A 16,838-nucleotide genomic window follows, 5' to 3' on the forward strand; every position below is an offset into this window, starting at 1 on the left:
AAAGTTTCAAAAAAGGCGAGTTTATCTCGCCTTTTTTATTACTCAATTCCGAGTAAACGTAACAGGGACGTGCCAGCCGCTGCTAAACAAATCACTAATAAAAGCGGTACTTTTTTCCAAACCAAGAAAAGCGCTAGCCCAACACCGAATATACGCGCGAAACCTGCGAAATCTTGGCCTTCAAAAAATGTAGTCGTGACTGCGATCGCACACAGCAAAACAGTTGCACCATTTGAGAGTAAAACTTGGTATTTTTCAGAAAAAGTAAATTTGGCCCCTAAGTGAAAACCAGCAAAACGAATCCCATATGTTCCAAGTGCTAGCAAGGCTATGCCTAAAATAATAAGTAATTGTTGATTCATTTTTTTCTACCAAATATTAAGCCAAAAAGTGAAATCAGAATTGGAAGTCCTGAGGCCAAAAAAGGTGTAGTAATCAGTGCCAAAGTTGATCCGGCAAATGCAGCTTTTCGAGTAGATTTATTCTTTAAAGCATTAAAAGTAAGTGCAATTAAAATGGCAGGGAAAATGGCATCTAGACCAAATGTTTTTGGGTCTGGAATAGCGCTTCCAATAAAATAACCCGAAGTGACACCAAGTGGCCAAGTCAGCATGATGCCTATGCCACATAACCAGTAAGCAGCTTTTTTAGTCTCAAAATCAGGCTGTGCCATGCCAAACAAAACGCTTTCATCGTTCATGATATGAGTACCGAAATATCGAGAGAATTTACCTCTGATTAATTCATTGACCGCAATACCAAAAGGCAAATGTCTTAAATTGACGAGTAGTCCTGCAATCGCAGCAGCAATTGGGCTACCACCTACAGCCAAGAATCCAATAAAAATAAATTCAGCAGTTCCTGCGAGCACAAATACGGATAGGCAAAGTGGGATCCAGAGCGCTAAACCATAACTTGCGGCGAGTGAACCTAAAGACATTCCAACAACACTGGTCGCTAGACACACAAAGAAAATAGAGCGGGTGGTGTCTTTACTAAGTTTCTTAATGAGAGAGTATATGTTCATAGCATGATATAACGAACGATTTTCCATTATAATGAATAAGTCTGATTGTTTTGTCAAAACGAACGATCGTTTTTTTTATAGAACGGATGTGGTGAATGTCTCAGCCAATTGAAATTATTGCCAAAGGTTTAAATCGTGAACGTCAAAGAGCAGGGCTTTCTTTGGCAGAGGTTGCACGCCGTGCAGGTGTTGCAAAATCTACACTTTCTCAACTAGAAGCTGGCCAAGGTAACCCAAGCATTGAAACGCTATGGGCACTTTGTGTTGCGCTGAATATTCCATTTGCACGTTTGATGGAAGAACCCAGCAATCAGGTACAAGTGATACGCTGTGGCGATGGGCCAACGGTGAGTTCTGAGATTGCCAATTACAAAGCAATTTTGTTAGCGACTTGTCCACCGCATGCGCGCCGTGATGTTTATTTATTGATTGTGGAACCAGGCGAAGACCGTCTTTCAGAACCTCATCCGGTTGGTTCTGTAGAACATATTGTTGTGGTTGAAGGTAAAGCTCTGGTTGGTTTAATTGATGAAGCTGTTGAGCTCGGTGTTGGTGACTATATTTGTTACCCTGCGGACCAGAAACATATCTTTAGAGCCTTGGAAACAGGTACAAAAGCATTATTAATCTCTGAACAAAACTAAAGAATTCCAATCTTATTAAAGTAAAACTTAATTATATTCATAATAAAAACTTAAAACCATTTATCAGCATTTCAGACAAAAAGAGCCAATTTTGCGTATAAATTTTGCAATTGGCTCTCTCTTTTATTACAAAAATGGCTCTCGTTTCTTGAGTGCCGAAACGACAAATTAAAGCCATTGGAAGTATGCATACGGAAGCGCCGGATAAGCTCAGTGATTTTTCTGTTTTAGAAATTGGGCAAAACGGCTAAATTTTTAGGGGATATTTTTTGGCTTCGGAGGTTTTCCGAGACTAGCCGATATCCTCCATATATTAAGGAAAATGATATGGCAGCTCATCAAAATGGTTCTGAAGCCAATCACTCCCAAAGTTTAAAACATGGACTCAAATCACGCCACTTGACGATGATCTCAATTGCAGGGGTTATTGGTGGTTCTCTATTCGTGGGCTCGGGCAGTATTATTTACAATACAGGGCCTGTAGTTTTTCTAACCTATGCTTTGGGCGGTCTACTCGTTTGGTTCATCATGCGTATGTTAGGCGAGATGGCCGTTTTAAACCCTGATAGTGGCTCTTTTTCAACATATGCCGACCGTGCAATTGGTCGTTGGGCCGGTTTTTCAATTGGTTGGCTATATTGGTGTACGCTTGCAATGCTCATGGGCTGGGAAGCCTATGTGGCAGGTAAAATTTTAAATAATTGGTTCCCCTTTATACCGATCTGGGCCTATATGGTTGTCGTGATTGGTGCATTGGTCGCAGTCAATTTACAAAACGTGAAAAACTATGGCGAGTTTGAGTTCTGGTTTGCACTCATCAAAGTCATTGCGATTGTTATCTTCTTGGTGATTGGTAGTTTAGCGATCATGCATTTGTGGCCTTGGGGCAATCCGGCTGCTTCAGGTATGAGTAATTTAACCTCTCAAGGCTTTATGCCAAATGGAGGATCATCCGTTATTACTGCCTTGCTTGGGGTGATGTTTGCCTATATTGGTGCTGAAATTGTCACTGTAGCGGCAGCAGAGTCGGCAAACCCATCTAAAGAAATTCGTAAAGCATCGAACTCGGTGGTTTGGCGAATTATTTTATTCTATGTAGGCTCAATGTTCGTTGCGGTATGTTTGATTCCTCACAACAATGAGCTTTTGAAAGATTCGACTTGGGGAACCTATAGTGTGACTCTGTCTGCACTCGGGATTCCAGGGGCGCGCCATATCGTAAACTTTGTGGTTCTCACGTCGGTATGTAGTTGCTTTAACTCAGCACTTTATACGTGTTCACGTATGTTGTTCTCTTTAGCTAAACGTGGCGATGCACCAAAAAGTTTTGGCTCTGTAAACAGTAAAAGCAGTCCGTGGGTAGGCGTGATTGTGTCATGCTTCTTCTCTGTAATTGCGGTAGTTTTAACGGCAACCAAGAGTATGGATGTTTATGACTTTTTCATGCTAACGACGGGTGCAGCAACACTCTATGTATACCTGACCATTGCTTATTCTCAGCTTCGTATGCGTAAAAAACTAGAAGCTGAAGGCGTGAAGATTGATTTTAAAATGTGGATGTTCCCTTACTTAACCTATGTGGTAATTTTTGCAATTATTGGCGCCATTCTTACCATGCTGATTGAAGGTACTTATTTTAAAGAAGTGATTTACACCACAGCTCTGTTCGGCATTATTGTGTTCTTCGGATTGTTGTCTGAAAAATTGGGCTGGGGTAAAGATCGCAGAGCGGCCCATTTAACTCATACTCATGAAGAAAAGTTAGTTTAATATTTTTAGAATAAAAAAGAGTCTCATTGTGAGGCTCTTTTTTTGATTAAAAACAACAAAAAAATCAATTAAGCGTTTGTACGCCTGCTTCACGTAAGCACTGGAGTAAGACGCCAAAAGCCATCACCATGTCTTTTTCATTTACGCAGGCAAAACCCATCAGCAGTCCGCGCTCTGCATGTGCATGTGACTGCATGTAGTACTGAGAAAGTGGACGAACTTTAACGCCTCGTTCAAGTGCTGTGGCTGCAATCGCAACATCGTCGCAAGAGTTCGGTAGTTTTAAAACTAAGTGTAATCCTGCCGCTTCATCATATTCATGAATAAATTCGGGGCCAAGATAACGTTTAATCAGACTGACTAAGTAATCGCGTCTCTTACCATAAAGTAAACGCATACGACGAATATGCGCTTCGTAATGACCTTCACGAATAAACTCAGCTAGGGCTTTTTGTTCAAGTAAATGTCCACCGCGATAGAGTTCGGCCGACACAATACGTAGAGGTGAAAAGAGCGGCTTAGGCACCACCAAATAACCAATTCTTAAAGATGGATAAATGGTTTTGCTAAATGTACCCATGTACAACACAGGCGCATCATTTTCTAGACCTTGTAAAGATGGATACGGCTGGCCCGAGAAACGGAACTCACTGTCGTAATCATCTTCTACAATCCAGCTATTGTGCTGGCGAGCAATCTCAATCAGTTTGCGTCGACGATCTAGGCTTAAATGCGAACCTAGTGGATATTGGTGTGATGGCGTGACAAAAATGAGTTTAGGTGGTTTAACTGGATTTTCTTCGGGAATAATGCCTTCGGCATCGACTGGCATGGGTTGAATATCTACGCCATTAATACGTAAAGTGTTGCGCATTCCCCAATAGCCTGGATCTTCAATCCAGACACGATCACCAATATCACTAAGCGCACGCGAAACTAAGTCAATCGCCTGGTGAATACCTTCGGTAATAATAATCTGGTCAGCATCACACTGAACTGATCGTGCAACACGTAAGTAGTCTGCCAACGCACTCCGGAGTTCAATACAGCCACCCGCATTGCTGTAAATAAGGCGGTTAATGTCGGGTTCGCGGCTTAAGCGTGCTTGAATACGACTAAAAATATGATGTGGAAACTCAGTAACATCGGGTGCTCCCGGTACAAAAGCTCCCCATTGATGGGGCGAGGCTGCTGCATAGCCTAATAAGTTTGAGCCACGCTGTGAGAGCGCATAAGAGTTTTGAATTTTTGGACTTGAAACAGTCTTTTTTTTGTTTTGTGTATTTAAAAAACTCTCTGGTAATTTTTCGGCAACCCATGTGCCATGGCCTGTACGAGCCTCTAAATAACCTTCAGCCTGTAGTTGTTCATAGGCAGTGAGCACCGTATTTCTTGAAACATGAATTTCACTGGCTAAGTCGCGTGACGCAGGTAGACGAGTCTTGGGCTGGATGACTCCATCAATAATGGCACCCCGCAGGCAACGAAAAAGGCGTTGATGTAGTTTCCCTTCAGTGTCCTGTTGGAGTCGTTGTAGCAAATGATCTCCAAGTAAACTACGCAATTGGCTCTCTCCTACAGTTAAAAAGTGGCTCTCGTCAGTTGCCATCAGACGAGCGAAATTACATGCATAGGCAGTCGTTGTAAAGCACCCTGAAAATTAAGCACAGGATGCAAAAACCAAAGCTGCAACTGATGATGAAAATATGAGGGAATCAAATGGATAATCAACATTCTGCACTTAACGCACGTAAACAGCAAGCAACTCCACGTGGTGTCGGTGTGATGTGTCAGTGGTATGCGGAAAAAGCTGAAAACGCGACGCTTTGGGACAAGGAAGGCAACCAATTTATCGACTTTGCTGGTGGTATTGCGGTTTTAAATACAGGCCATCGCCACCCTAAAGTCATTGCAGCGGTGACTGAGCAACTCACTAAATTTACTCATACTGCCTATCAAGTAACACCATACGAAAGCTATGTAGCTTTAGCCGAGCGTATTAATGAGCGCGCGCCAATTGCAGGTCCTGCGAAATCAGCTTTTTTCACAACAGGTGCAGAAGCAGTTGAAAATGCGGTGAAGATTGCTCGTTGTTATACGGGTCGTCACGGCATTATCACTTTTGGTAATGGTTTCCACGGTCGTTCCTTCATGACCATGGCAATGACTGGTAAAACAGCGCCTTACAAACGTGATTTCGGTGTTATGCCAGCTGGTGTGTTCCACGCACGTTACCCTGTGCCTGCTAAAGGTATTTCAGTAGATGCGGCAATTGAAAGCGTTGAAGATATTTTTAGTGAAGATATTGCACCACATGATGTTGCAGCAATTGTGCTTGAGCCAGTACAAGGTGAGGGTGGCTTTCATGTTGTACCAGCTGAATTCTTAAAACGTTTACGTTCAATTTGTGACAAGCACGGTATTTTATTGGTTGCTGACGAAGTGCAATCTGGTTTTGCCCGTACTGGTAAATTGTTCGCAATGAACCATTTCGAGACTAAAGCAGACCTCATCACCATGGCGAAAAGCTTGGGCGGCGGCTTCCCAATTTCAGGTGTTGTTGGCCGTGCAGAAGTGATGGATGCACCAAACCCAGGTGGACTAGGCGGTACTTACGCAGGTAGCCCAATTGCGGTTGCTGCTGCACACGCGGTTATTGATGCGATTGAAGAAGAAAACTTATGCGACCGTGCAAATGAACTAGGTGCAGAGTTGGTTGCTAGCCTTAAAGATATTCAACAAGCAACAGGCAATGTGGTTACTGATATTCGTGCATTAGGTTCAATGGTTGCAGTAGAGCTTGAAACGGCTGAACAAGCAAAAGTTGTACAAAACTATGCAATGGAAAACGGGTTGTTACTTCTTACTTGTGGTAAATACGGTAATGTAATTCGTTTCTTATATCCATTAACCATTCCTGCTGAGCAATTCCGTCAAGGTCTTGATATCTTGAAACAAGGTTTTGCGACACTCAAAGCCGGTAGTGCAAAAGCAATGGAGCAATCTGCATGATTCAAAATAATTTGCAGTATTTATTAAAACATCCTGATATTTCATTAGAAGCACCTGCATCAAATGACTATATCGAAGTTAATGATGCTGCTACGGGTGAAACTTTGGCATGGGTAAAAACCTATGACCATGCAGGGGTTGAAGCCGCAATTAATCGTTCAGCAAAAGCGCAAGCTGCTTGGAAAAAGCAAACTGCCTTGGCTCGTGCTGATGTGTTATTGGCATGGTACAACCTCATGCTTGAGCACAAAGAAAATCTGGCTCAAATCTTAACAGCTGAGCAAGGTAAGCCATTAGCAGAAGCACGTGGTGAAATTGGTTATGCAGCATCATTTATTCGCTGGTTTGCCGAGCAAGCCCGCCGTGTTGATGGTGAAGTCTTAACACCTACTTTGCCAAATCAACGTTTGCTCGTGATTAAACAAGCGATTGGCGTTACTGCTGCGATTACGCCGTGGAACTTCCCAGCTGCCATGATTACGCGTAAAGCAGGTCCAGCGATTGCTGCGGGTTGTTCAATGTTGGTTAAACCAGCAGAACAAACACCGTTAACAGCTTACGCACTTGAAGTATTGGCGTTACAGGCAGGCTTACCAGCTGATGTTTTAATTAACATTAGTGGTGATGCGGTTGAAGTGGGTAAAACCCTATGCGAAAGCGATATTGTTCGTAAGCTCAGCTTTACAGGTTCAACCCAAGTTGGCCGTATCTTGATGCAACAATGTGCGCCAACTATTAAAAAGCTTTCACTTGAACTTGGTGGTAATGCACCTGTTGTGGTATTTGACGACGCTAATCTTGAACAAGCAGTTCAGGGCATTATGGCAAGTAAATATCGCAACAGCGGTCAGACCTGTGTTTGCGCTAACCGTATTTATGTTCAAGACGGAATTTACGATGCATTGGCAGAGCGTCTGGTTGAAGCTGTGTCTAAGCTTAAAGTGGGTGACGGACGTCAAGAAGGTTCAACTCAAGGGCCTTTAATTGATGAAGATGCGATTGCAAAAGTTCAGTCTCATATTGCAGATGCAACCGAGAAAGGCGCGACAGTTCGTATTGGTGGTCAACGCTCGGCACTTGGCGGTACATTCTTTGAACCGACTGTGCTAACTGGCGTAACGCAAGACATGAAAGTATCTAAAGAAGAAACTTTTGGTCCGCTTGCACCACTGTTCCGCTTTAAAACTGAAGATGAAGCAGTGGCGATGGCGAACGATACAGAGTTCGGTTTAGCTGCTTATTTGTTTACTCAAAGCACAGCTCGTCAATGGCGAGTGGGTGAAGCACTTGAGTACGGTATGGTCGGCATTAACACGGGCGCGATTTCAAACGAAGTTGCTCCGTTTGGTGGCGTAAAACAGTCAGGTCTAGGTCGTGAAGGATCAAAATTCGGCATCGAAGAATATGTCGAAATGAAATACCTCTGCGTAGACTTATCTGAGTAAGGAATAAAGCGAGTACGTTTTGTTCTGAACGAAAACATGCAGTCATGCTGTATGTGATGTTTCACAAAAACCGGTCATGCCCATTCATGACCGGTTTTTTATTTTAAGGCGATAGATATCCATCGTGACTTTCGGGTAAACGTCTTAACTCATTAATCAGTGTTTCAATGAGTTTTTCGACCACCAGCCGTTGGCCTTTTCTCGAAACATACACCAATTGCAACGTACCAATATTCGATTTCCAGTCAGGAAGAATATGAACGAGTGTACCTTTACGAATTTCAGATTCGACAGTTAAAAAAGGAAGATCGGCAATGCCTAAACCATCCATGACAGCATAGTAAACGCCTGCCAAGTCATTACTTTTTATTCGTGGTTGATAAGGTACATCGACTGTTTCACCATTACGAATATTGCATAAATGCCAAATAGGATTTTGCTTTTGAGTGCCTAAACTAATACTTGGGAAATCTTGTAGTTCGGAGTAATTTTGGATTACTCGGCCTTGTAATAATTCAGGTGAAGCCACTAGACAGTGGTCGGTTTTAATCACATCACGAACAATTAAATTCGAATCTTCATTCGGTTCAAAGTTAGTCCGAATCGCGAGATCGATGTCATCATGCAAAATATCCACCCGACGGCTTGTAAGCTCAAGTGCGATTTCAACTTTAGGATAGGTTTTTAAAAACTGATTTAAGATTTTTCTAATTTGAAAATGCATCATCAGAGGCGGGCAACTAATTTTGACTAATCCTTGAGGCTCACTTTTTTGTTTTAATAACACGTTTTCTGCGCATTCAACTTGCGCAATAACTTTGCAGCATTCTTCATAAAACTCTTGGCCCAAATCGGTCACTTTAAAATGGCGGGTTGTTCTTTGAATCAGGCTCACGTTAAATTTATTTTCAAGGTCAATAATGCGTCGACTGAGCTTAGATTTACTAATATTTTCAGCATCACTGGCCGCACTAAAGCCGCCGTGTTTTACGACTAAATAGAAATAATAAAAGTCATCAAAAGAACTTATCAATGTCAGATCAATCCATTTAAATTTAAGATTAGAGCGCTTAAGCACTCTAATCTTAGCAATTCAGCTTATTTTTGCGATGTATTAAAACTATAGCTGGTCATCAGGTTGCGATAATCAGGAATATGATTTGAGAAGAGTGCACCTAGACCTTCCACATCATTACGCCAGTCACGGTGTAACTCACACGCCATCCCAAACCAAGTCATCAGCTGAGCACCTGCTTTAGACATACGGTCCCAAGCAGCATCACGCGTTAATTCATTGAAAGTACCAGAAGCATCAGTAATCACAAACACTTCAAAACCTTCTGCGAGGGCAGATAAAGCTGGGAATGCCACACAAACCTCAGTCACTACACCTGCAATAATCAGTTGTTTTTTACCTGTCGCTTTTACAGCTTTTACGAAGTCTTCATTGTCCCAAGCGTTGATTTGACCAGGACGTGGAATAAATGGTGCATCTGGGAAAAGTTCTTTTAATTCTGGAACTAAAGGACCATTTGGACCGTTTTCAAAACTTGTCGTAAGAATAGTCGGTAAATTGAAATATTTGGCAGCATCAGCAAGTGCTAATACATTGTTTTTAAATTTATCTGGGTCGATATCTCGAACTAAAGAAAGTAAACCTGCTTGATGGTCAACTAAAAGAACCGCAGCATTATCCTTGTCTAAACGCACGTAATCTTGAGCCATTTTTTATTTCCTCATGTTATCAAAATAAATAATCAAAAATTATTGAGTAGGTCGTTATTGCCTAAAATTATGCTAATTGAGTTTTATATCGTGATTAAGTCTAAAAAATAGGATTAAGAATTTTAAAAATAGGACGATCTTTCAGACAACACATCAAATTCTAAGATTGTCTCATAGATGAAATAATGTGTTGCTAATCCTGATCTATAAACTGCAATTATTGAGGCGTAAAATCAATCTCAGTTCAAGAAAATCCTACATATATAGGAGAGATCAGATGAAGAAATTTCTTGGTGCATATCAAAATAACCACATGCATTGGGTGGGTGATGGTTTCCCTGTATATAACCTGTTCTCTTATGACCGTTTAGGCCAAACCCTAAGCCCATTTTTGCTACTGGATTATGCAGCGCCTTATACCTTCTCACCAACAACCGAGCAGCAAGGTGTAGGCTCACATCCACACCGTGGCTTTGAGACAGTGACCATCGCCTACCAAGGTGAAGTAACTCATAAAGACTCAAGCGGTGGCGGCGGAACCATTAAAACTGGTGACGTGCAATGGATGACTGCGGGCGCAGGCGTGTTACATGAAGAGTTCCATTCGCCTGAATTTGCAGAGCATGGTGGTCTTTTTGAAATGGTGCAATTGTGGGTAAATTTACCCGCTCATTCAAAAATGACGCCTGGAAAATACCAAGCGATTGAAGCGAAAGATATTCCAGACATTGTATTAGACGAGCATGGTAGTCATTTGCGCGTTATTGCAGGTGAATATGCAGAAGCACAAGGTGCAGCAACGACATTTAGTCCATTAAATGTATGGGATGGCAAATTGGTTAAAGGCCAAAAACATACCCTTTATGTACCTGAAGGTCACACCACGCTTGTGGTGGTATTAGATGGTGCAGTTGTGGTTAATGACTCAAACCGTCTTGAAGGTAAAACCGTTGCGATTTTATCTCGAGAGGGTGTTGAGTTTAGTTTAAATGCCGAAGAAGACACTAAATTCTTGGTGTTAACTGGTCAACCGCTTAATGAGCCAATTGAAGGTTATGGTCCATTCGTGATGAATACCAAAACTGAAATTATGGAAGCGATTAATGATTTTAATCGTGGAAAATTCGGTTCGATCATGCAAGAAGGATAAATTGCTGAATAGCATTTAATTAACCTCCTAAAGCAAAGTAATAAAAAGCCCGCTATCAAGTGTGAATAGCGGGCTTTTTCGCTGTAAAGGTTCTGTTTTTATGATGGCTCTCATTGTTGTTTCGGCATTGTTTTGTGTGATTTGGTTCTCATTATTGTGGTTCCATAATATCTCAAAAAAAGATAGTTGTAAAACAAATGATATAAATGCAGTTAAATTATCTCATTTTATTTAAAAGATTTTTTTTAAATTTATAAAAAATATAAGTTTTTATATGGTTGTCTATTTTTGTAAAAAAATATAAAAAAACAGCTTATGGGGCAGTTAAATATTTTCAATATAAATTGATGCAAAAAATAAAAATCTGGTAGTTTTTAATACGGTGTTTTTTTAGGGTATGAGTGATAATCAAAAAAATTCTCGAAAAATGGGACATCATTTTGAATATCGCAATTATTGGCAGTGGAATGGCAGGTCTTGCGGCAGCAAGAATTCTGAAAGATGCAGGACATACGATCACGATATTTGAAGCACTTCCTGGCCGAGGAATGGATAGCCATAGTATTGAGTTCGACGGTGGAATTATTGATGCGCCATTGCGTGTGATGAATCCACATTTGTGGAAAAATACACTCAGCCTTGCTGCTCATTTAGGTATTAAAACCTTTCCGGTTCGTACTTATATGTCATGTAGCTGGTTATTTGAAGACCGTACTGAAACATGGTTAACCACATCTCGTAGCCGTATTGGTAATTTCCCGATTATCAATAACCGTAAAGGCATTCAGCAATATGGCTGGCGTCTTGTAAAAGGGATGTTGCAATTAAAAACTGCAATCCACCAGTTTTTCAAATCTAAAAATCAAGACATTACTCTCGCTGAATTTATTAATCAGAACGATATAGAAGAAGTATTCTGGCATGGTGTAGTAATGCCAGTGCTATATACCATTTGTACGTGTAACCCAAAAACAATTGGCGAGTGGCCTGCAAAAAATCTACTTGAGTTTTTACGTCACTTAACTGATGGCGATATGCTATTACGTATGAAAGGCGGTACACCTGCATTTGTAGACAGCTTAATTAAAGATATCGACATCCATAGCGGGTCAGCGATTAAAAAAGTTGAATTACAAGGCGAAAAGGTACTGGTTGAAAACAGCCAAGGTGAACAGAACTTATTTGATCGAGTGATTGTTGCAACACCAACCTCTAAGATTGATGAGTTTTTAAACCCTGAACAATTTGCTGAAGATATGAATCTGCTTAAGCAATTCCGTTTTGAGCAAGGTGATCTTGTTATTCATACAGATGCAACAGTCATGCCGCCACGTCGTAAAGACTGGTCAGTGCTGAGCTATATGATGGATCGTAAGTTCACACGTCAACAATTTACAGTATGGATGAATGCGGTTGAACCTACGCTTGTGGGTAAAAATCCAGTATTCCAGACTTGGCGTCCAGTGACTGATATTGACCCTAAAAAAGTCATTTCAAAAGTGACATTAACGCGTGCAGTCGTTGACTCACAAACAGTTGCTCTAAATAAAGAATTGCAACAACGCCATTTAGACTTAAACCGTAAAGTATTTTACTGCGGTTCATGGTCATGCGATGGCTTACCAATTTTAGAGTCAGCAGTCACTTCTGCGATGCATATCGCTGAAATATTAGGTGCGCCTTTACCATTTGTAGGTTTAAAACCTAAGGTTGAAGTTGCCCCAGAACTCGGCTATTAAAATTGTGAAAACAAAAGTTCGAGCAGCTCTCTCTCGACTTATTCCTCATAAATATGCAATTGATGCATCAAGCTTGGGGGATGATAAAGAGCTTGCTTGGACAAATTTGGGTTTTTGGCAAAATACCCAAAATTACCGTGAAGCTTGTTGCCAATTGGCTGACCATTTGGCACAAGCTGTTAATTTAAATTCAAAAGATCATCTCTTAGATTTAGGCTGCGGACAGGGCGCAAGTTTATTGCATTGGTTACAGTATTATCAGCCTAAAAGCCTCAGTGCAGTTGAATTACAAGCCCAATGTGTTAATAAAATTCAAAAATTTATCCCAGAAATCAATCAAGTTTTCTGCAGTTCATTTTTAAATTTAAAACAATTTGAATTTAAACAATACTTCGATGTCGTGCTGTGTATCGATGCCGCTTATCACAGCCATTTAAATTCATTTCTAGATTCAGTTACGCCAGTTTTAAATTCAAAAGGTCGATTAGGTTTTCATTACCTCATGCGTGCCGACTCATGTCAAAACATGACCGTCTTACAAGAACAAAAGCATCGTTATTTACTCAAAGCAGCGGATGTCGCTTGGGATGCAGTACCGACTGAAAAAATATTAAGAACGACTTTGGAACAACAGGGTTTTATAGATATTCAAATTGAAGATTTATCTGAGCAAGTATTACTCGGTTTTTCGCAATATATTCAAAATCAACAAGGACAAAAGCAAAGCCGAGGATTGGCAAATTTTAAAATTCAAATGACTGCAAAGTTATGCCAACAACTCTACCAAAATGGATATGTACGTTATATTCAAATCATAGCAATAAAAAAATAGAGGATGAGCCATGTCAGCCAAATATCAAGGATCGTGTTTATGTGGAGCTGTGAGCTATCAAAGCGAAGCGGAGCCACGTTATAGCTTTAATTGCCATTGTCGAGATTGCCAGAAGGCAACAGGTTCAGCATATGCACCAATTGCTTTTTTTCACCAATCTGAATTGAAAGTGAATGGTGAACTTAAATATTTTGAGACTTTAGGATCTTCTGGCCGACCTATTAAACGGGCATTTTGCCCGACTTGTGGTTCTCAGCTTTTTGGCTTACCTGAAATTGCCCCTGAAATGATTTCAATACGTGCAGGTACGCTTGATGACCCAAGTCTCTATCAGCCTAGAGCAGAGGTGTTTGTGAGCCAAGCCTATGCTTGGGATACGCTGAACCCAAACCTTAGACACTTTGAAAAAATGATAGAGAAGAGCAAGAAATAAGGCTTAATTAAAGAAGCCAAATATTGCCAAAGCACAGATTAAAGTAAGACTGCCATGGGCTAAGAATAATATAGTTTTTCTAAATTTTAGCTGAGGCATTTTACTTACAACAATAATTAGGCATGCCAGTATGATCACTAAAGGCTGGAAAATATTTGATGGCAAAGTAAACATCTCGTTCCTTGTTATTTTTAAATATATTTTAGAAATAAAGTAATAAATTCATTATAGCGTGTTCTTATTTAATTGATGAATTGAACTTCTTCATGAATTCATATTTTCGTTTTTTATTTTCAGATATAGGCAAATCAAGTCTTAAATTTGAAAGCACTATGTACGCTTTTTCTTACATATATTCAGGGAAATGACTTCTTTTTATGACCTCACGAATTGCCTATGATGAACTCATCAGGAACAGGAAGTTCCGAAACGTAAAACAACAATAATAAGTTTAAGCATCAGGACGTGAGGTATTACAGGAAGTGTACCTAGTAACGAAATACGAAAAAAGCCCAACAGGATGCTGGGCTTTTTTCATTTTCTATTAACGAATTTCTTTTCCACCTAAGGCTGCACAATCAACTGGCGTATTCCACTTTACGGCTGTTCCTGTGAGTACTGGGCGAACAATACGCCACGGCCAGAAACCAAATCTTTGGCTTTGATGGTAATTAATCACCACATCTGCACCATATTTACGGGCAACGTTAGCTAATTTAGGTTTTACTTCTTCAAAACCACCATAGGTTCCTTTTGCGGCTTTAATACGTTTAATAGATTTATAGTGCTCTGCTGAAGGAGTCCCCTCAATTAAGCAAATTGGTGGATTTGCAGTAGTTTGCATCTGAGCTTGAGATTTAGTGTCCTGAGCATATGTTGTTAAAGGTAATGTTAGAAATAAAGCAGGTAAAATAAAATGAAGTTTCATATTTTTCCTTGTTGGTATCTTAATGAATTAAAGTTTATAAAATAGGTCTTATTCATATGACCTTATTTGGTGGCGCATTATAATCGTATCTTTTTAATATTTCTTATTTTAATCTTATATTTTTTAATAAATTAGCAGCATCATATTTAGTTTTAAAATAATAAATTTGCTTTAGAAAATTATTTTTAAGTTTATATTTATAATAAATTTTGAGGTAAGTATATTCCTACAAAATATGATGAATATACTATGCCTAAAATTATAGACAACAAAAAACCCCATAAATCAAGTATTCATGAGGTTTAATGATGGTGCCGGCACACGGATTCGAACTGTGGACCTACTGATTACAAGTCAGTTGCTCTACCAACTGAGCTATGCCGGCAACGTGGAGTGAATTTTACAGTTTCTTAAAAAAATTACAAGCCAAAAAATGATCACTTAAATTTTTTCTATCAATTTTTAAATGCTCGTGTGGTTAAGCTCTAGAAATAATTTAAGACTTCAATACATAAATAAAAGAATCAACACGTTCGCCACTATTTAAAGTGACCTGTACAGGTACTCTTTCGTATTGTTCGCCTTCAAAGTCATCTAGTAATTTCCAGTTTGCATTTAAATGCTCTGAGCTAAAAACAAAACCTTGAACTTGATTGGCCTTATTGTCGAGCACGATTCCCGGATAGCCTAAATCCGCGCCCCAACCTTCATTACGCAAGGTTCCGTTTACCCAACCTTCTGTCCATTGTCCGCCAATATTTTCAAGTATATGTGCATTAGGACGACCTGGGCCTAAAGTGCCATAAACAAATAAACTCGACATGTGATTTTCCTTTAATTAAAAAATTAATGAGCTTTTGCGTGTGATGTGTAAATGACTAAAAATATTCCAAGTAACGACAGTCCAACGGTTAAACCTACAATCGCACTCCAGCCGCCGTGTAACCAGAACCATCCGCCCGCTGAGCCAACAATACTCGAACCCATATAGTAAAAAAGTAAGTAGAGTGAACTGGCGTGGGCTTTAGCTTGTTTGCTTTCAGCACCAACGGAACTACTGGTAAGTGAGTGAGTAATAAAGAAACCCGTGGTAATAAATGCAATACCAATAATAATGCCGAACAAAGAGGTGAGCAGTGTCATAAGGCTACCCACAATCATTAAGGCAAAGCCACTCATCATCATGGTTTTTTTGCCGAAGCGATCAGCTAAGCTGCCTGCTAACGATGAAGACACCATACCGAAGCTATACGACAAGAAAATAAGGCTAATTTGAGTCTGACTCAGTGAATAAGGTGCTCCGCTTAAACGGAAAGTGGCGTAGTTAAACAAGGTAACAAACACACTCGTGAGCAAGAAACCAATGGCAAATAGGCGTAGTAATTTGAAATTACTTAAATGGGTCCGCCACATTTGCAGGTGAAAATCTAAATTCAAACCTTTTTTCTGGACGAAATTACGCGAAGCAGGAAGTAAATTTAAAAAGGCAATTGAGCAAATAAAACAGATTGCCCCAAGTAAGCCTAAGGCTGTGCGCCATGAAAAATATTCAATCAAAATACCCATGCCGACACGACCCATCATGCCACCAAAGGCTGTACCTGCAATGTATAAACCCATGGTTTTACCCAAGTGTTCAGGTGCGATTTCTTCGGCAATCCAAGCCATGGTTACGGCTGGTACACCGCCGAGTAATAGACCCTCTAGTGCTCGAGCTATGAGTAAGCTGTGCCAGTTAGGCGTAAACATGGCCACAATATTAAGAATAGCTGCACACAGCATTGAGCTGAAGATCACGCCACGACGACCAATTGCCTGTGAAAAAGCACTAGATAGAACAATTGAAATCGCTAAAAAGGCAGTTGTTAAAGACAGGGCAAGGGAGCTGCTCGCAGGGCTAATCTGGAAGCTTTGGCTAAAAGCTGGCAGGAGCGGTTGTACGCAATAAATCAGAGAGAAACTGGCAAAGCCTACGAGGAATAAAGCGAATCCTGCATGCTTATAGGCTTTGGTCCCTTTGTGAATCCATTCGCGGGAAAGAACAGAAGTTGCCTCAGTGCTTAAGGTACTGGGTGTAGATGAAGAGCTCATATCATGACCATGACAGAAAAGAAGTGCAGTGCTATAGAGCGG

The 16,838-nt window shown here is 40.4% G+C and carries 16 protein-coding genes and 1 tRNA gene; 8 read left to right on the top strand and 9 right to left on the bottom strand.

Annotated features, from left to right (window positions below; genetic code table 11):
- Window positions 1-38 precede the first annotated feature (38 nt).
- Both ACINWC141_RS12100 and ACINWC141_RS12105 read right to left on the bottom strand, forming a co-directional pair.
- Window positions 39-362 carry an AzlD domain-containing protein gene (locus ACINWC141_RS12100; RefSeq protein WP_009391541.1) on the bottom strand — a complete coding sequence of 108 codons (324 nt, stop codon included), beginning with the start codon at window positions 360-362 and terminating at the stop codon, window positions 39-41.
- Window positions 359-1,054, bottom strand: coding sequence for an AzlC family ABC transporter permease (locus ACINWC141_RS12105; protein ID WP_034678508.1), 696 nt, complete (start codon window positions 1,052-1,054; stop codon window positions 359-361). Before ACINWC141_RS12105 ends, ACINWC141_RS12100 begins: the two co-directional genes overlap by 4 nt.
- 68 nt (window positions 1,055-1,122) lie before the next feature.
- Here ACINWC141_RS12105 and ACINWC141_RS12110 point away from each other — a divergent pair, with 68 nt between their 5' ends.
- Together ACINWC141_RS12110 and ACINWC141_RS12115 are read left to right on the top strand one after the other, a co-directional pair.
- Complete coding sequence (locus ACINWC141_RS12110) at window positions 1,123-1,671, top strand: helix-turn-helix domain-containing protein (protein ID WP_009391629.1); 549 nt, start codon at window positions 1,123-1,125, stop codon at window positions 1,669-1,671.
- 327 nt (window positions 1,672-1,998) lie between these two features.
- On the top strand, window positions 1,999-3,441 hold the full coding sequence (locus tag ACINWC141_RS12115; RefSeq protein WP_009391557.1) for an amino acid permease: 1,443 nt from the start codon (window positions 1,999-2,001) through the stop codon (window positions 3,439-3,441).
- 64 nt (window positions 3,442-3,505) lie between these two features.
- Here the strand turns inward: ACINWC141_RS12115 and pdxR are convergent, their stop codons facing one another.
- The gene (gene pdxR / locus ACINWC141_RS12120; protein WP_009391561.1) at window positions 3,506-5,005 is read right to left on the bottom strand and encodes a MocR-like pyridoxine biosynthesis transcription factor PdxR; all 1,500 of its coding nucleotides are present in this window, start codon (window positions 5,003-5,005) and stop codon (window positions 3,506-3,508) included.
- 155 nt (window positions 5,006-5,160) lie between these two features.
- On the opposite strand from pdxR, the gene gabT reads away from it, so the two are divergent.
- Both gabT and ACINWC141_RS12130 read left to right on the top strand, forming a co-directional pair.
- The gene (gene gabT, locus ACINWC141_RS12125) at window positions 5,161-6,453 is read left to right on the top strand and encodes a 4-aminobutyrate--2-oxoglutarate transaminase (RefSeq protein WP_009391550.1); all 1,293 of its coding nucleotides are present in this window, start codon (window positions 5,161-5,163) and stop codon (window positions 6,451-6,453) included.
- Window positions 6,450-7,898 (top strand): NAD-dependent succinate-semialdehyde dehydrogenase, encoded by a 1,449-nt coding sequence (locus ACINWC141_RS12130; protein WP_009391626.1) that lies wholly within the window; start codon window positions 6,450-6,452, stop codon window positions 7,896-7,898. Before gabT ends, ACINWC141_RS12130 begins: the two co-directional genes overlap by 4 nt.
- A 103-nt stretch (window positions 7,899-8,001) precedes the next feature.
- Here ACINWC141_RS12130 and ACINWC141_RS12135 read toward each other — a convergent pair whose 3' ends face one another.
- Both ACINWC141_RS12135 and ycaC read right to left on the bottom strand, forming a co-directional pair.
- Complete coding sequence (locus tag ACINWC141_RS12135) at window positions 8,002-8,976, bottom strand: LysR substrate-binding domain-containing protein (protein WP_034678511.1); 975 nt, start codon at window positions 8,974-8,976, stop codon at window positions 8,002-8,004.
- 20 nt (window positions 8,977-8,996) lie between these two features.
- On the bottom strand, window positions 8,997-9,623 hold the full coding sequence (gene ycaC / locus ACINWC141_RS12140; RefSeq protein WP_002052204.1) for an isochorismate family cysteine hydrolase YcaC: 627 nt from the start codon (window positions 9,621-9,623) through the stop codon (window positions 8,997-8,999).
- Between the two features lie 277 nt (window positions 9,624-9,900).
- On the opposite strand from ycaC, the gene ACINWC141_RS12145 reads away from it, so the two are divergent.
- From ACINWC141_RS12145 to ACINWC141_RS12160, 4 genes are all read left to right on the top strand, one after another.
- Window positions 9,901-10,773 carry a pirin family protein gene (locus tag ACINWC141_RS12145; protein ID WP_009391545.1) on the top strand — a complete coding sequence of 291 codons (873 nt, stop codon included), beginning with the start codon at window positions 9,901-9,903 and terminating at the stop codon, window positions 10,771-10,773.
- Between the two features lie 440 nt (window positions 10,774-11,213).
- Window positions 11,214-12,512, top strand: coding sequence for an FAD-dependent oxidoreductase (locus tag ACINWC141_RS12150; RefSeq protein WP_052018275.1), 1,299 nt, complete (start codon window positions 11,214-11,216; stop codon window positions 12,510-12,512).
- 4 nt (window positions 12,513-12,516) lie between these two features.
- The gene (locus tag ACINWC141_RS12155) at window positions 12,517-13,344 is read left to right on the top strand and encodes an SAM-dependent methyltransferase (protein ID WP_009391558.1); all 828 of its coding nucleotides are present in this window, start codon (window positions 12,517-12,519) and stop codon (window positions 13,342-13,344) included.
- Between the two features lie 10 nt (window positions 13,345-13,354).
- Complete coding sequence (locus ACINWC141_RS12160) at window positions 13,355-13,777, top strand: GFA family protein (protein WP_009391634.1); 423 nt, start codon at window positions 13,355-13,357, stop codon at window positions 13,775-13,777.
- A 544-nt stretch (window positions 13,778-14,321) separates the two neighbouring features.
- On the opposite strand, the gene ACINWC141_RS12165 is transcribed toward ACINWC141_RS12160, so the two are convergent.
- From ACINWC141_RS12165 to sxtP, 4 genes are all read right to left on the bottom strand, one after another.
- The gene (locus ACINWC141_RS12165) at window positions 14,322-14,705 is read right to left on the bottom strand and encodes a hypothetical protein (protein WP_009391636.1); all 384 of its coding nucleotides are present in this window, start codon (window positions 14,703-14,705) and stop codon (window positions 14,322-14,324) included.
- Window positions 14,706-15,014: 309 nt separating this feature from the next.
- A tRNA-Thr gene (locus ACINWC141_RS12170) sits at window positions 15,015-15,090 on the bottom strand.
- A gap of 111 nt (window positions 15,091-15,201) precedes the next feature.
- The gene (locus tag ACINWC141_RS12175) at window positions 15,202-15,528 is read right to left on the bottom strand and encodes a gamma-glutamylcyclotransferase family protein (RefSeq protein ID WP_009391554.1); all 327 of its coding nucleotides are present in this window, start codon (window positions 15,526-15,528) and stop codon (window positions 15,202-15,204) included.
- Between the two features lie 23 nt (window positions 15,529-15,551).
- Window positions 15,552-16,796: a multidrug efflux MFS transporter SxtP gene (gene sxtP, locus ACINWC141_RS12180; protein WP_009391544.1), complete on the bottom strand. Its 1,245-nt coding sequence runs from the start codon at window positions 16,794-16,796 to the stop codon at window positions 15,552-15,554.
- Window positions 16,797-16,838 lie beyond the last annotated feature (42 nt).

Source organism: Acinetobacter sp. WC-141 (assembly GCF_000313935.1).
Lineage (GTDB): Bacteria > Pseudomonadota > Gammaproteobacteria > Pseudomonadales > Moraxellaceae > Acinetobacter.

Excerpts from the sequence above, each read along its gene's own strand:
- ACINWC141_RS12100 (WP_009391541.1), bottom strand. The coding sequence starts at position 362 with ATGAATCAACAATTACTTATTATTTTAGGCATAGCCTTGCTAGCACTT.
- ACINWC141_RS12105 (WP_034678508.1), bottom strand. The coding sequence starts at position 1,054 with ATGGAAAATCGTTCGTTATATCATGCTATGAACATATACTCTCTCATT.
- ACINWC141_RS12110 (WP_009391629.1), top strand. The coding sequence starts at position 1,123 with ATGTCTCAGCCAATTGAAATTATTGCCAAAGGTTTAAATCGTGAACGT.
- ACINWC141_RS12115 (WP_009391557.1), top strand. The coding sequence starts at position 1,999 with ATGGCAGCTCATCAAAATGGTTCTGAAGCCAATCACTCCCAAAGTTTA.
- gabT (WP_009391550.1), top strand. The coding sequence starts at position 5,161 with ATGGATAATCAACATTCTGCACTTAACGCACGTAAACAGCAAGCAACT.
- ACINWC141_RS12130 (WP_009391626.1), top strand. The coding sequence starts at position 6,450 with ATGATTCAAAATAATTTGCAGTATTTATTAAAACATCCTGATATTTCA.
- ycaC (WP_002052204.1), bottom strand. The coding sequence starts at position 9,623 with ATGGCTCAAGATTACGTGCGTTTAGACAAGGATAATGCTGCGGTTCTT.
- ACINWC141_RS12145 (WP_009391545.1), top strand. The coding sequence starts at position 9,901 with ATGAAGAAATTTCTTGGTGCATATCAAAATAACCACATGCATTGGGTG.
- ACINWC141_RS12160 (WP_009391634.1), top strand. The coding sequence starts at position 13,355 with ATGTCAGCCAAATATCAAGGATCGTGTTTATGTGGAGCTGTGAGCTAT.
- ACINWC141_RS12165 (WP_009391636.1), bottom strand. The coding sequence starts at position 14,705 with ATGAAACTTCATTTTATTTTACCTGCTTTATTTCTAACATTACCTTTA.
- ACINWC141_RS12175 (WP_009391554.1), bottom strand. The coding sequence starts at position 15,528 with ATGTCGAGTTTATTTGTTTATGGCACTTTAGGCCCAGGTCGTCCTAAT.
- sxtP (WP_009391544.1), bottom strand. The coding sequence starts at position 16,796 with ATGAGCTCTTCATCTACACCCAGTACCTTAAGCACTGAGGCAACTTCT.